This is a genomic window from Alteromonas sp. CI.11.F.A3, from assembly GCF_032925565.1.
Taxonomy (GTDB): Bacteria; Pseudomonadota; Gammaproteobacteria; order Enterobacterales; family Alteromonadaceae; genus Alteromonas.
Genome location: NZ_CP136708.1, coordinates 869,311 through 884,210 on the forward strand (window position 1 = coordinate 869,311; position 14,900 = coordinate 884,210).

A 14,900-nucleotide genomic window follows, 5' to 3' on the forward strand; every position below is an offset into this window, starting at 1 on the left:
AAATGGGCTTATTTGACACCTTGCTAGGTAACGCTAGTGAAACCAGCGCTGAAGCGGTAAATGAAGAACTCTCACCCATACTGGCTGAAAATGAAACCGTCACCGCCGCATTTAAACTAGTAAGAGATTTAAGTGTATTTACCAATAAGCGTTTGATTCTTATTGATAAGCAAGGACTAACAGGCAGAAAGGTGAACTACCACTCTATCCCTTATAAGTCGATCACGCAGTTTGTGGTAGAAACGGCAGGCCACTTCGATACCGATGCAGAATTAAAAATATGGTTATCAGGTAAAAGTGATGCTATCGAAATTGAGTTAAGTAAAGCGTCGGCGCAAGATGTGCAGAAGAACTTAGCCAATCAGATGTTCGCCTAACGCTATATTTTCTTATTACCGGCCTAGGTTTAACGGCGGGTTAAAAAAGAATAAGCGAAGTATAAATAAAAACGGCGGTGCTTTTAAAAGCACCGCCGTTTTTTTATTAAAACCTTTTTTCAAAGCTTAAAAATCTAAAACCTTATTGCTCAGGCGTTAAATTTCTATCGAAGAAGTTAGTAATGGTTTTGTACAAATGGATCCCCGTTTGCTTGCCACGAATACTGTGCTTCTTACCTGGGTAATCCATGGTTTCAAATGGAATTGCCAAATCCTGAAGGTGCTTGTATAGCATCGTAGAGTGGGTGAACAACACATTGTCGTCAGCCATTCCGTGATAAATCAGCAAATCACCCTTTAAGTCTTTTGCGTATGGGAATACGGAAGAGGCTGTGTACGCATCATCATCGGTGTTAGGGTTACCCATATAGCGTTCGGTGTAATGGGTGTCGTATAAGCGCCAGTCGGTAACCGGTGCACCAGATACGCCTGCTTGGAAGTAATCACCCGCTTTAAACATGGTCATTAGGGTCATGTAACCGCCATAACTGTGGCCATGAACACCAATACGATTAGCATCTACGTACGGTAGGGTACGTAAAAACTCAACACCTGCTACTTGATCGTCAACTTCAATAAAGCCCATTTTCTTGTAGATAGGATCTTCAAATGCTTTACCACGGTAGTTAGAGCCGCGGTTATCAAGGGTAAACACCACATAGCCTTTATCTACCCAATGCTGCATCAGCAGTCCACGGTTACCTGCCCAGCTATTCGTCACAACTTGCGCGTGTGGACCACCGTAAAGATACACAATAACAGGGTGTTTCTTTTCAAGGTTTTCAGGTTTGTAAATACGGTACTTTAAGGTTGCGCCATCTTTGGTGGTAATGTCACCAAATTCAGGTTTAGTCCACGTATCCATATAAGCATGTAGCGGGTGGCCTTCTTCAACTTTGTTTTCTTCAAGCCATGTAATACGCTTGCCAGAAGCATCATTTAAACTCACTTGGGCAGGTGAATTAATGGTAGAGAAACGGTCGATAAAGATAGAAGCATCTTTACTAAACGATACGCTGTGATAAGCACCTTCATTGGTAATACGTGAAATATCACCGCCGTCTAATGACACTGAATAGGCGTGGCTTTCAAGCGGTGTGTCTTTACGACCCGCAAAGTAAATTCGGTTACTCTTGGCATCAACCGCTTCAATGTTATCAACTACCCAATCGCCTTGGGTTAGCTGACGCACTAACTTACCGCTGTTCTCATAAAGGTAAAGGTGCTTGAAGCCATCTCGTTCAGAAGCCCAGATAAACTGGTCTGAGTCAGACAAAAAGTACAAATCGTTATGCAAGTTAACCCAGGTATTACTGGTTTCGCTTAACAACACGTTCTGCTTTTCTGATGGTACGTTGTATGCTCTAAGCTCAAGCGTTTGTTGGTCGCGAGTCTGCCACTGATACGTGAAGGTTTCACTGTTAGGCATCCACTTACCGCGGGCAAGGTAAATGTCTTTGTCTTCGCCTAAATCTACCCATCTACGTGCACCATTATTGATGTTTTGAATAGCCAGTTCAACAAGCACATTATTGGTGCCTGCTTTAGGGTATTTCTGTTCAATGGTTTTAATATCGTCGGCATAAATTTCAGAACGAGAAATGACATCTACAGGGCTTTCATCTACTTTGGTAAATGCAATAAAGCTTTCATCTGGAGACCACCAGTAACCGGTCATTCTGCCCATTTCTTCTTGGGCAACGAATTCGGCCATACCAAATTTAATGTTACCGCCGCCTTCTTTTGTGATGGCGGTTTCTTTACCTGACTCAATATGTTTTACAAACAAGTTTTGGTCGCGAATGAAAGAAATGTAATTTCCTTTAGGAGAAAGCTTAATATCAGTTTCGAATACGTCGGTATCAAGAAGTTGCTTTGCCCCTTTTTCGCCGAGCTTGTGGTAATACACATCACCACCAAGCGGGAAAAGGAGTGCCTTACCGTCTGCAGACCATTGATAGCTTACAATACCGCTACCCGATAAACGCATACGTTCGCGGCGGGCTTTTTCTTCGTCGCTTAACACTTCTTCGCCACTTTGAAGGTCATTCGAGTCAAATAAAAGGCGGGTTTCCCCACTGTCTATATGGTATTCCCATAAATCGAGACGTTCATAATCGGTCTGTTTTCCTTTTAAGAACGTAACTCTTTCTCCATCAGGAGAAACTTTAAGTGCGCGAGGCGCATTGCCATCAAGGGAAGGAGAAGCGAAAATACGCTCAATATCGAGCGGTTCGGCCTGTACAGCTGTAGAGAGCATAGCGGCTCCTATTAAAAGGGCTTTTTTCATTTTTATCTGCATATTTTTAACTGTCGAATGGTTGATTGTAGAGAAACTGTCTTAGGATACAAGGTACTAAGTATGAAAACCGCAATGGTGCTAGGAGCGACCGGATTAGTGGGACGAACGTTGGTAAATATACTTTTACAGGACCGTCGCTACAGCGAAGTAACCTGTTTGGTAAGAAAACCGCTGCCGTCCAGCCAGTTTGCCGATCCATATAACAGGCTGAAACCTGTGGTTATCGATTTTGATAACCTGCAAAATTACCAAGGATATTTTGGTGTCGATCACGTGTATTGCTGTTTGGGTACCACGCTCAAACAAGCGGGCTCTAAATCGGCGTTTAGGCGTGTTGATTTTGAATACGTGCATATTGCCGCGCAACTAACTCGAGCACAGCGAACCGGTAGTTTCGTATGGATCTCAACGGTAGGGGCAGATGCCAAAAGCAGTAATTTTTATTTGCGGGTGAAAGGTGAGTTAGAAAACGCGATAATGCGTATGCCTCAGCTTCCTCATGCGGCGGCAGTTCGTCCTTCACTTCTGTTAGGCACGCGAAGCGAATCTCGCACTCTAGAAGATGTGGCACAAAAAACCGCACCAGTTTGGAAAATGCTAATGCAAGGGCCGTTAAAGAAATATCGACCCGTGCATGCGGTTGATGTAGCAAGAAACATGATGACAAGGCAAAAGTGGTAGGGCAGAGCACAGCGCATTAAAAAGCCAAAACCAAAACCAAAAACAAAAAACAAAAACCAAAAAATAGAAATATAAAGAGAACCACCATGTTTCGCTGTAAGCAATTCGTTGTTAATCAAACCAATTGTGCCATGAAGGTAAATACCGACAGTATGATTTTAGGCAGTTGGGCTAAGCCCAATCAAGGTGCCCATATTCTTGATATCGGCACCGGCACGGGTATTCTTGCGCTAATGATGGCGCAACAGTCTATCCCATCGGCCAAAATTACCGCTATCGATATTGATAAAGGGGCTGCATTACAAGCAAGCGCTAACGTTGCTGCTTCGCCTTGGCCAACAAAAATAACCGTGCAGCATACCAAGTTGTCCGACTTAGCCGCGGATATCGCTTTCGATTTCATCGTGTCTAACCCGCCCTATTTCGAACAGGTTAAAGGCGATAGCCACGCCTACCAATTACAAAGTGAAATAAGAGAACATGCTAGGCAAACTGTTTCACTCACCCCTGCAGAGCTTCTTTCGTTTGTTGCTGAAACACTTACCCCTACTGGTGAGTTCTATTGCCTTTATCCGTTTGCCCGAGAGGTCGAAATTATAGGCATGGCTGCTGAGTTAGGTTTATCCACAAATCGTATATTAAGAGTGCAGCACAATGACCAGCGAAACCCTTATGTAACGGTATTTTGTATGAGCAAGCAACAGAACCATAAACAGAAAGACATTGAACACCTGGCGATTAGAGATGGCGCCGGAGATTATTCAAGTGGTTTCAAAGCGCTCTGCCGCGAATTTTATTTACGCTTTTAACAAAGGTAGTTAGGCATGTTGATTGTAGCTGAAGCGTTCGGTGCCATTGCCGTCGTACTTAATTTTATTGGTTATAGGCAAAATAGTGTTGAGCGCTATTTGTTTATCTCTGCATTTGCTTTGCTGAGCTTAAGCGTACACTTTTTTATGCTTGATGCCATGGCTGCCGGCGTGGGTACATGCTTAGCGGGGTTACGTAATTTTATCGCCATTAAAAATCGTAGCCGATGGGTACTGTTTATTTTTGTGGCCGCCAATATCCTGTTCATGCTGTATGAGTGGTTTATTTTGCACCATGACTGGAACATTTTTATTGCCTATGCCTCATCACTTATCTTTACGATAGGCTCAATTGTGTTAAGAGAGACAGATAAAATAAGGCGTTATTTCTTGCTCGCAGAAACATTAGGGCTCATGTACGCCCTATCAGTAGGCAGTATTTTTGGTACTATTTTTAATATCAGTAACTTATTTAGTATTGTGACAAAGATGATTAGTGATAGAAAGAAGGTAAACCATTAGTCTAAAAGGGCTGCACGAGGTTTTTAAAAAACCTTTTAAAACATTGCGTTATGCTTTCTACTTTATGCTAATAAGCCAAAGTTGAATTTAATCACACCACTTCAATGGGTATAAAGAATCATCTGAGGGTATCAGGCCCCAGATTTTTACCTTGCAAGAGAATTTATAAACTCTTCCGTAGTTTGAGAAGTGGTGTATTTTATGAATGTAGTGAACTTGCACGCTCATCGAGTGACATCGCTTGCCGAGCGTCATATTGATGAAGCAGCCGAGCCCTGTGCGAAGCTGATTGGTGGTCAATCTAAAGAAGAGACCGAACAACTTTGGAAAAAACGTCTTAACTTATATGTTAATGCAGAAAAAAAGTTGTTAAAAATTAAACGACTGCGTAAAGTAACAGGGGTTGTTACCTTAGCTTGTATGGGAGCATTATTTTTCTCTTTGTACATGGCGCCTATTCTTACTCCTTTCGTGTTTTTTAGTATGGTAGCGGTAATGGCACTGGGCGTGGCAACGTATCCTGCTTGGTTTTTATTGGGGCGTAGTAGCCAGAAAACTCGCGATAGCATTTCTCGAATGTTTTACCAGAGTAACCACGAGCTCGAAATTGCAGACGGTAAGGTTACGTTAATCAATAGAGCAAGCTATGCTAACGTGACTCACGTTAATATTTTGGATAGTAACCTTGGGCAATTCGTTAACTAACAAGCATCACACTCGTTATCTTCTAATTGCCCTATTTATTGCCTCAACGCTCCTAGGATTACTGCTTCTTGCCCCTATGGACGCAGCAGGCCAGCTAATCTCTTCTTCTGTTATTCTGGTTATCATTTCAATATGTAGCCGTGAAGCAAATTTCGCACAACGATTTCAATATTTCTTTAGAACACTCGCGCTGGTACTCGGCGTCGCTATTACTTTGCGCTATTTATTCTGGCGGGGCTTGTATACCCTTTCAGCCACTGACGTGTTTTCATTTATTGCGATATGGCTTCTTTTTCTAGCTGAAATTTATGCTGGAATTACTTCGATACTGGGGTGTATTGTAAATGTATTCCCACTTAGTCGCCCTCAGCTTACTCTTGATGATATAGATAAAACACAGTTACCCACTGTGGATGTCATGATCCCCACCTACAACGAATCACAAGATATTCTAGAGATAACCATCCGTGCAGCCAGAGTGATGGATTACCCTGCTGATAAAGTCAGCATTCACCTGTTAGATGACGGCGGCACTGACGAAAAAATTAACCAAGCAGACCCACAAAAAGCGCAAATAGCTGTGGAGCGACGTGCAGAATTAAAAGCGCTCTGTGAAAGGTTGGGAGTAACCTACCATACCCGCGCGCAGAACCTGTACGCAAAAGCCGGAAATGTGAACAGTGCCATCAATAATACCTCCGGCGAGCTCATTGTTATCTTAGATGCTGACCACGTCCCCACTAGCGACTTTTTAAGCCGAACCGTGCCTTGGATGGTTAAAAAAGAAAAAGTGTTCTTGGTACAAACCCCTCACTTTATGGCTAACCCAGACCCCGTCGAACGAAACTATTTCTCGGCGTTTACCCGCATGCCCTCTGAAAACGACATGTTTTACGGCACTATTCAAAAAGGTTTAGATTACTGGTCTAGCTCGTTTTTTTGTGGGTCGGCCGCGCTATTGCGTCGAGCACATTTAGAATTGGTAGGGGGCATTTCGGGAGAATCTATCACTGAAGACGCAGAGACAGCCCTCGATTTACATAAAATGGGCTATGAATCAGTGTATGTTGATCGCCCAATGGTAAGCGGATTAGCGCCAGAAACCTTTGATGCTTTCATCCAGCAACGTATGCGCTGGGCACAGGGTATGACCCAAATTTTATTGCTGAAAAAACCCTATAACGCGAAAGGCTTGTCTTGGTATCAACGTGTTGGCTACATGAGCTCTATTATGTTTTGGCTGTTTCCCTTCGCACGGGTTGTCTTTCTGTTAATGCCGCTGGGTTACTTGGTGTTTGGCCTACAGGTTTACCATGCCTCAATGATGGAAATTCTAGCGTTTACCATGCCCCACGTTGTTGCAACCTACATGATTTCCACCATGCTATTTGGGCGAACCCGATGGCCGCTGGTCTCTGAGTTGTACGAAATACTACAATGTGCTTTTACACTGATGGCGCTCATCAAAGTATTTTTAAAGCCTCGCGCGCCCTCATTTGTGGTTACTCCCAAAGGGGAGAGTTTAGATAAAAACTTTGTTTCGCCACTTTCTAGCGTGTTTTACTGGATAACCGCACTACTTTCGTTTGCCATGATTATCGGCATTTATAAATTCATTAATGAACCGCTTACCCGAGAGCTTACACTCGTTGTATTACTGTGGAATGGTTTTAATTTATTGCTGTTGTTCAGCGCTATGAGTGTATTGCTTGAGCGTAAACAGCTTCGAAGCCAATCGCGACTACCCGCCACTGATAACGTTGTGATTAGAACGCACGAAGGACAAGCCTGGGTAGGGGAGTTAAACGACTTGTCTTCTAGTGGGGTAAAAATTCAGATTAGGGGGGATTTACCGATGATTTCTTCTAATGTGGTATTAAGTTCGTGGGCAGAGGCACTAAATACTAATGTAGATTTACATCTTAAAGTGGTTGAATTCGATAGCAATAAGAAGACCTTACGTGCAACGTTTAATCCACAAAGTGATGTGGAACGAAATAACGTTGTGGCCTATTGTTTATGTGACAGTAGGCGTTGGCAATCGTTTCAACGACGCCGAACTCGTCCAATATCATACTGGTTTGGTATGCGACATGTTTTAAATGTAGGGCTAGGTCCTATATTTGCTCATCTGTTTTTTTTACTAAAGAAACTTCTTCTACGATTAAAATTGCGTACTGGGGTATTGAAGGAATAATAATGATAAAACCTTACTTCTTACTAATGTTTAGCTTGTTTTTCTCTGCAAGCATTATGGCTGAAACACAAACATTTCGACTGAGTGATTTTTATGCTGGTGACAGTATTGCGCGCTTAGAAGGGAAGTCTAGTAGCGTAGATATCGCAATACCGCTAAGTGCCATTAGTGACATATCAAAAGCGTCTCTTAAATTAGAAATTGTGAGTTCACAAGCGCTAATTGAGAAACGTTCACAAATGTATGTGCGATTTAACAATGCCACTATTGGGCAGATAGCCTATGCCCCAAATCAACCCAATATTATCTCTACAATTGATATTCCTTCTCAGCTTTGGCGAGAAGGCTTTAACAATTTAACGTTGGCGGCCAGCCACCAATACGCGATGCAATGCGTCAATGGTAACTCGCCGGAATTATGGAGCGAGGTGAACCTTTACACTTCTTCGCTCACAGTCGACGCCGATATAGATGTAGATGATTTTGGCATTAAAGATTTATCCGGATTCTTTAGTGCAGGCATTGGCGGGCAGCGTAGTGTTCAGTTACTCAGTGCTGAAGATGCTGATAGCGGTATTATTGAAAATACGTTGCCACTAGTAGCGCAAGCGCTGGCACTCAGAAACCAATATCAACCTCTTGGTGTCATGCATACGCACATTCCACAAGGATATGTTTTACCTAAAGTGATTCAAGAAGAAGAGGGATTTTGGAGTGAAAATAGAATAGATGCATATGAAAAAACAGCGTGGTATTTAGATGAAACCAAGACGCGAGAGATTCATGTTCTGGTAGGGAATAAGCAAGCATTGTCGCCAGTACTATCTGACGCGATGGTAAATGAAATTAACGGCCCTTTTCTAAAAGTGCAACGCACCGAAGCGTTTGTCGCTGCTGATAAAACCTGGGTACCAGCAGCGTATCGGCTTATTGTCAGCGGAAATAATAATGATGAGGTTTTAGACGCAGCGAAAGCTTTGTCGGTAATGGATGATGTATTAAACCCTGGTGCTCGCACTATTGTTCGTTCTCAAACGCAAATGGACGCAATAGGGTTACAACAAACTGCTGCATTGCAACCTGGTGAAAGTTACACCTTCAGCGATTTAGGGGTATCTAGCGATCAGTTTGTTGATGAAGGGCGCTTTGAGAAAAATGTCACAATGAAGCTACCTGCTGATTTCTTTGTACCGGAAAATGCCAGCGTAGCGTTTCTTCTCGATTTCGGTTATGGGGCGGGCATTGGCCCGGGCTCTTCAATGAACGTTAGTGTGAATGGCGAACTCGTTCATGGCTTGTACCTTGGCGACGTGAATGGTGAATCTTTTAGAGATTATCAACTGAAGATCCCTGCACGATTTTTTAAAGGCGGAACGAACAACGTCAGTTTTATCATTACTATGCGCCCGCCTGTTTCTGGGCTCGCGTGTAACGATGTGCAAGGCTCTCATCTGTTGTTCCAATTTAACAACAGCTCTAGCATACAACTTCCCCAAGCAGGTCATGTAGCCGTGCAGCCTGATTTGGGCTTATTTGGTGATACGGGGTATCCGTTAGCACGCTTTAATTCAGCGCCTAAAAGCCAAATATTTATACCATCTAACGACTATTTAGACAGTGCACTGACCCTTGCTGGCAAGCTTGCTCAAGTTGCAAAAATTCCCCTGCTGAATCTTTCAATCACTAAAGATGCCAGTGAAGGTGAAGGCTCATTAATTGTATTAGGAAGCCCAGAAACACTAAACAACCTTGAACAAGATAGTTTTGTTACTGCCATTGGAAATACTAAGCGTTGGCCCTACCGCGCACAAAATATGTTGTACAACCGTGTGAGGGATTTCAGCAACGATAAATCCTACCGCCAAATGCTTACCGAAGGCACTACAGTGCAGGAAAGTGACTTGGGCGACAATGCGGTGTTTGTGGCACAGCGTCACCCCAATGGCACAAATTCCGACACCCTGTTTTTATTGGTTGCACAAACACCTGAAAAATTGGCCGCCAGAGTGGATGATTTGATTAGTTTGTCTTTGTGGGGACAAATGGCTGGCGACTTCTTCGTTTGGAATGATAACGAATCACCATTGCTGGTTATGCAGGTTAACGATAAATATGAAATGGGTGAGCCGGACGATGTTTTGCTTACCCTTCGCTTGTGGTTGTCTAACAATCCTTGGTATTGGTTAGTCACCTTCATGGTACTAGTATTCTTCGTCAGCTTATTCATTTACTTGTTGCTACGACGCCGCAATAAAAGAGCACAAGATTCATGGTAGAGGGTAGCAGGGGCATGCGGTTCATTCGACTCGTCGGCCTGTTTGGGCTGCTAGGTATTTTGGTGTCATGTAGCAACCCTAAAGAGCATGAAATACAAGAAGCATTTCAAGCTTATAACGCCTTGTTTATCGACAATGGCCGTGTCATCGATACGGGTAATGGCGATGTATCTCATAGTGAGGGGCAAGGTTATGGTTTGTTGTTCGCCGTTGCTGCAAGCGATAGAGCAGCGTTTGATGGTATATGGACGTGGACTCACACTGTACTTCAGCGAGACGATAAGCTATTTCATTGGCGCTATCGTCCCTGTGAAAGTAAAAATAAGCAATGTATAGACGACCCTAACAACGCCTCAGATGGCGACATACTTATTGCTTGGGCACTATTGCGTGCAGCTGATAAGTGGGGAGACAAAAGCTATCGGCGTGATGCTCAAGCCATCATAACGGCAATAGAAGAAAAGCTGTTTATTGAAACCGAAGAGTACCTAGTGCTGTTGCCGGGAGAATTCGGTTTTAACAGTGATAAGAATAGTGATGAGGGCATGCAAGTCAATTTGTCTTATTGGGTGTTTCCTGCCATTGACGCGATTGCAGAGGTTTCGTCTAAGCCGCTTCGCTGGAAAGCATTACACAGTAGTGGTACTGCGTTTATTTACAAAGCGCGCTTTTCTGAACACAAACTGCCGCCCGACTGGTTAAGAGTGAACGAAGGTGAGTTGTCTTTAACCAATACGGTGTCTCAGGAATACGGTTTTAATGCCTGTCGTATACCCCTTCACCTTGCGTGGGCAGGTATTGATGATGCGGCATTTTATTCTGATTTTAAACGCTGGTGGGATATAGAAAGCACACCGGCTACGGTCAATTTAATCACAAACGACACGGCTGAATATTCGATGACACCAGGGATGAAAGCGGTTGAGTCTGCGGTAAAACATATTATTGATGATAGCCCACTGTCACTTCCATCGATTGACAGAAATATGGATTATTATTCAGCGAGTTTAACCTTGCTTTCTATGATTGCTGTTATGGATGCCAAGTCTTAATGCCTTCACTACTTTATTGCGAAAAGCGCCCATCAAAACTTTTTTTAGCCATGTTGTCGGCCAGTATGGTAGGCACGATGTTAGGCGGCGCCCAAGTCAGCGCTCAAGTCTCAACTACGTATAAAGAGCAACAAGATAGACAAGGACAAGTAACGCAATATGGCAAACCTGATGTTACTGGGTTGTGGTATCACATTAATCAAAAACAGACACAACTAGCAAACCAAGAATTAGGCCGGCTTAAAAGCGCGTTTCCGCAATGGATAGTACCTAGCGACATTGAAACGGCATTGTATCAATTGAACAACCCTTCCAAGCCCTCTGATGTTGTTACAAATCAGGCTGCTTCGAATCCGGGGTCATCAAAAACGCCATCGAAAAACAAGGTGGCGAAAGACGCACCACTGCAAAAATTTGCACAAAAAACCTCCGCGCAACGTGCATTCATTAGCGCAGGTGAGTTTACGCAGTTATCAACGTTAGCTAACAACCTAGCCCGTTACGATTATCACATGTTATTGGGGTGGACTGCCCTAGACAAAGGCTTGCTAAGCGATGCTCAGCATCATTTTGAGCGTGCTGAAGCTTTATATGAAACTGCAGTGCAGAAAAAAGGCGTAGTTGATGGCAAGCGTGCCATTGTGAATGCGCGTATTCAAAGTGCTCTTGGCAACAGCGCTAGCAACGTAAACTTAAAAGACAGCATAGCCAGAGAAAGCACGGCGCAACTCAAGTCGATGTTGTTGGGTGCCAATGGCCAGCAGGTGAGTGAAACGCTACTGGGCGAAGCCTGGAAGCGTTATGACGCCGAACGCTATCAAGGGGCTTATGTGTTATTTGTACTGTTAGATAATCATGAAGGCGTGTGGCTGAGTCTGCGGGGGCAGGGGGAGAATGCAAAGGCGGGGGCTTATGCGTGTGAACAAGCAAGCTCGCAAAAATTCCTCACTCGCTGCGCTGATTTTTTAGCATCCGAGCAGGCCGAATATTACAACAACGGGCAATTCCAGCGTAGTGTAGATGCTGGATTAGCGTTGCGAGATATTCGGCGTTTAAGCCCTGATGAACAAGCGCTGTTGGGCTGGAGTGCGTCACAAGCAAGCACGAGTCTTACCGATGAAAATGCTCAAATTGCCAGAGATGCTTTTTCCGCTACTCTTGCATCACAACGTACTGCAGGTGAGGCAAGTAACATCGATATCGCCAATGCGCTTATAGGGTTAGAAAATGCCGAGGGGCGTGCTGCATTAGCTAAAAAATACCCTTCGGTTGCACATATTTTGCAGCAACAAAACGCGGCGAGTGCATGGCCAAGAAAGCAATTTATCTTATCGTATAATCTTGAAGATGCTAGAGCGACAACAGCGCAAACTAAAGATGCACATACTGTGGTTGCAGGCTTAACTACTCGGTCTCGAAGTGGTGATGAGGGACTGGGTAATTTTGATGTGTTCACGAGTTATATTGGTGTTGGCGGTATGGTAGACAGTTGGCAATGGCAGGTGGCACTCGATTATCAACAGTTGTATAGCGGTAAGCCTGTAACGAACAGTTGGTTTGCCGATGGGCAAGCTTCAGATGACTTTGCGGGCATTGCTGGTTTTGAAGATAAAGGGCTGCGGGCAGAAATCACGTATCAACAAACTGCTTTCAATTTTTACGCTAACCTAGAGTATGAATTATTTGACCAGCCTGTGGACGCAGAGCTAACAGGGCAACTTTCTGCAACGTGGTTTTTACCTGAAGTCACGTTGGCGACAACGCTATTTCATTTACCTAAAACCGATAGTCTATTAAGTCAGGCCGGTACCTTTAATAGCGAACAAACCGAACGGTGGGGTTATGTTATTGCTGACGGTATTTCGGTGCTAGCTGCACACAGCTTCAAACCACAGTGGTCGGTTGCGGGGACATTAACGTGGGCAAGTTTAAGTGGCGATGGGGTTGCCGATAATAAATATTTATCCCTTCGTACGGATGTGAACTATAACCTTGCGCCACAAATATCGACTACGTTGGATTACTGGCGCGTAGGGCCTTTTTTCAGTTATTTAGGGTACGATGAAAATCTAAGCGGTTTTACTTACGGGCATGGTGGGTATTTCAGCCCAAATTATATGCTAAGTATTGGCGGGTATTCTGAACTGCTGACGATGGAAGCGCACCGTTGGCAATTTAAATTGAGTACCTCATTAGGACTGTCTAGATTAGCAGAGCCTAGCGATCCTAGGTTTCCACTATTAACGGCTAATGATACGAGCAATTCGCTATCAAGCTTAAACCTGCCTTATAGTCGTAGCACGGGCTTAAGCGGTAATATGATGTTTGAAGGCCAATATAGATTATCTGATGAATGGATAGTAGCGGGGTACGTAGGTAAAGCCTTTGCGGTGGAATATCAGGCCTTTGAGGCAGGGATACAAATACGTTGGCGACCAGGAAAAGGCGAAGGCGTAACCAGTGACGAGCTAATGCGCTCGTCACCGCGGTTATCAGGCTTTGCGCTTTAGTTTATTACGAATAAACACTACCGCTAATGCAGGAAGCATAAGAAGTATTGAGCCCGGCGCAGATACCTGCGTTACGCCGAAACTATAATTATTGACTTGCCCAGTGGGCGCTAAATATTCAACGCCATTATCATTGGTTAGGTAAACTTCTGGGGTAAACACGCTACTCGCGATGAGATTCCCATCAATATGGCCGTTGTAGAAAGCAATATCGGCATAAGGCGCTAGTATACTTCCCTTGACCCCAATTGACTGAATAGTCACGCTGGTGGCCTCTACAAAGTTAAATAGAATATTATTGGTGTAGGTGCCGTCGTGACGATAATCTGCATTTTGGTCGTTATCTTGATACTGCCCAGCAAACGCAGTGTTGAAAAAGCCGGTATTAAACAAATCGACCGCATCACCCGTTACGTTGATGATGTTGTAGCTAGTGGTTGAGAAGTCGTAAGTAATACTTTTGTTCGCCACAGATAACCAATCGGCATCGATGTCGTAAATATTGATACTGTCGTCACCAGAGAACACGATACCATCTACGTCACTGCTATCTGCACAGCTTGTATCACCTTGGCAATAAAAGGTGGTACTGCCGTTTGCTGTCATGTCAGCGAATTCTAACGACTGTGCTTTGATTTCAGATTCTATAGCGTCAAAGTCGATATTATCTATCGCCGAAGATGTGACAGTGTCTGCAATGATGCCGTCACTGGCTGTAGAGTTCATATCTATGACAACCGTGCCGCCAGCAGTAATGCTGCCATTGGTAACTTCAGAGCTAACGAGAGCAACACTGTCAACTGCACTAATATCACCATTTTCTACGCTAGTATTAGTTAGCTGTACACTGCCCGCATTAATATCGCCGTCACTGATTTGTGCATTAGTTGAGGTAAAAACACCCCCCACATTAACATCGCCGCTTAAAACCGTACTTTCGGTAATAGTGGCGTTGTCAGCTGCATTAACGGCGCCTTCAAATTCAACATTGTTAGCCACAATATTGCCACTAACGGTGGTTTGGCCGTTACGAATTTTTCCGTTTATGTAGACGATATCGCCACCCACAAACAATGAGCTTGTGGTTAAATCTGGGGAAAGTTGTAGGCCTACATCAAAATCGTTCACGACTAGGCTACCGCCAACAGCAAGGCTACCCTCTACATCGGAGTAGTAACCGGTATAGTCTTCGAAGATGAACGCATTGTAGTCGAATGCTTCGCTCAAGGTAATTTGAGCGGCATGACCAATACCTTGTGCACTAAGTGCCAAGGTTAGCGCGCCAAGGGAACTGGCGAGTTTCGTTGAGATTGAGTGTTTACGTATCGTTGACATATTTTGCTCCAGTGAAATCAGCAACTGGAATCAATTTTCAACATGGATTACCAGGCACACCGAATGGTACGATC

Annotated in this window: 11 protein-coding genes; 9 read left to right on the forward strand and 2 right to left on the reverse strand. The window is 44.0% G+C overall.

From position 1 onward, the window contains the following. Positions 1–2: 2 nt before the first annotated feature. Complete coding sequence (locus R1T43_RS03780) at positions 3–377, forward strand: PH domain-containing protein (RefSeq protein ID WP_013782610.1); 375 nt, start codon at positions 3–5, stop codon at positions 375–377. A gap of 142 nt (positions 378–519) precedes the next feature. On the opposite strand, the gene R1T43_RS03785 is transcribed toward R1T43_RS03780, so the two are convergent. Further along, a complete protein-coding gene (locus R1T43_RS03785) occupies positions 520–2,727 on the reverse strand; it encodes a S9 family peptidase (protein WP_317353040.1) in 2,208 nt (735 codons plus the stop codon). Between the two features lie 72 nt (positions 2,728–2,799). On the opposite strand from R1T43_RS03785, the gene R1T43_RS03790 reads away from it, so the two are divergent. From R1T43_RS03790 to R1T43_RS03825, 8 genes are all read left to right on the forward strand, one after another. Beyond that, the gene (locus R1T43_RS03790) at positions 2,800–3,420 is read left to right on the forward strand and encodes an NAD(P)H-binding protein (RefSeq protein WP_317353042.1); all 621 of its coding nucleotides are present in this window, start codon (positions 2,800–2,802) and stop codon (positions 3,418–3,420) included. A gap of 86 nt (positions 3,421–3,506) precedes the next feature. Then, a complete protein-coding gene (locus R1T43_RS03795) occupies positions 3,507–4,229 on the forward strand; it encodes a tRNA1(Val) (adenine(37)-N6)-methyltransferase (RefSeq protein WP_317353043.1) in 723 nt (240 codons plus the stop codon). Between the two features lie 15 nt (positions 4,230–4,244). After that, on the forward strand, positions 4,245–4,751 hold the full coding sequence (locus R1T43_RS03800) for a YgjV family protein (RefSeq protein ID WP_211071796.1): 507 nt from the start codon (positions 4,245–4,247) through the stop codon (positions 4,749–4,751). 201 nt (positions 4,752–4,952) lie between these two features. Next, on the forward strand, positions 4,953–5,456 hold the full coding sequence (locus R1T43_RS03805; RefSeq protein ID WP_211071797.1) for a hypothetical protein: 504 nt from the start codon (positions 4,953–4,955) through the stop codon (positions 5,454–5,456). Next, positions 5,437–7,653 carry a UDP-forming cellulose synthase catalytic subunit gene (gene bcsA, locus R1T43_RS03810; RefSeq protein ID WP_317353045.1) on the forward strand — a complete coding sequence of 739 codons (2,217 nt, stop codon included), beginning with the start codon at positions 5,437–5,439 and terminating at the stop codon, positions 7,651–7,653. The genes R1T43_RS03805 and bcsA overlap by 20 nt, the downstream gene beginning before the upstream one ends. Positions 7,654–7,655: 2 nt before the next feature. Then, entirely contained in the window at positions 7,656–9,929 is a 2,274-nt protein-coding gene (locus R1T43_RS03815; protein ID WP_317353046.1) for a cellulose biosynthesis cyclic di-GMP-binding regulatory protein BcsB, read from the forward strand. 14 nt (positions 9,930–9,943) lie between these two features. After that, the gene (locus R1T43_RS03820) at positions 9,944–10,981 is read left to right on the forward strand and encodes a glycosyl hydrolase family 8 (RefSeq protein ID WP_317353048.1); all 1,038 of its coding nucleotides are present in this window, start codon (positions 9,944–9,946) and stop codon (positions 10,979–10,981) included. Beyond that, a complete protein-coding gene (locus R1T43_RS03825; protein WP_317353050.1) occupies positions 10,981–13,491 on the forward strand; it encodes a cellulose synthase subunit BcsC-related outer membrane protein in 2,511 nt (836 codons plus the stop codon). Before R1T43_RS03820 ends, R1T43_RS03825 begins: the two co-directional genes overlap by 1 nt. Here R1T43_RS03825 and R1T43_RS03830 read toward each other — a convergent pair. Continuing rightward, a complete protein-coding gene (locus tag R1T43_RS03830; RefSeq protein WP_317353052.1) occupies positions 13,474–14,826 on the reverse strand; it encodes a choice-of-anchor A family protein in 1,353 nt (450 codons plus the stop codon). The genes R1T43_RS03825 and R1T43_RS03830 overlap by 18 nt on opposite strands. Positions 14,827–14,900 lie beyond the last annotated feature (74 nt).

Coding starts and splice junctions, on each gene's coding strand:
- R1T43_RS03780 (WP_013782610.1), top strand. CDS start 3: ATGGGCTTATTTGACACCTTGCTAGGTAACGCTAGTGAAACCAGCGCT.
- R1T43_RS03790 (WP_317353042.1), top strand. CDS start 2,800: ATGAAAACCGCAATGGTGCTAGGAGCGACCGGATTAGTGGGACGAACG.
- R1T43_RS03825 (WP_317353050.1), top strand. CDS start 10,981: ATGCCTTCACTACTTTATTGCGAAAAGCGCCCATCAAAACTTTTTTTA.
- R1T43_RS03820 (WP_317353048.1), top strand. CDS start 9,944: ATGCGGTTCATTCGACTCGTCGGCCTGTTTGGGCTGCTAGGTATTTTG.
- R1T43_RS03830 (WP_317353052.1), bottom strand. CDS start 14,826: ATGTCAACGATACGTAAACACTCAATCTCAACGAAACTCGCCAGTTCC.
- R1T43_RS03785 (WP_317353040.1), bottom strand. CDS start 2,727: ATGAAAAAAGCCCTTTTAATAGGAGCCGCTATGCTCTCTACAGCTGTA.
- R1T43_RS03800 (WP_211071796.1), top strand. CDS start 4,245: ATGTTGATTGTAGCTGAAGCGTTCGGTGCCATTGCCGTCGTACTTAAT.
- R1T43_RS03815 (WP_317353046.1), top strand. CDS start 7,656: ATGATAAAACCTTACTTCTTACTAATGTTTAGCTTGTTTTTCTCTGCA.
- R1T43_RS03795 (WP_317353043.1), top strand. CDS start 3,507: ATGTTTCGCTGTAAGCAATTCGTTGTTAATCAAACCAATTGTGCCATG.
- R1T43_RS03805 (WP_211071797.1), top strand. CDS start 4,953: ATGAATGTAGTGAACTTGCACGCTCATCGAGTGACATCGCTTGCCGAG.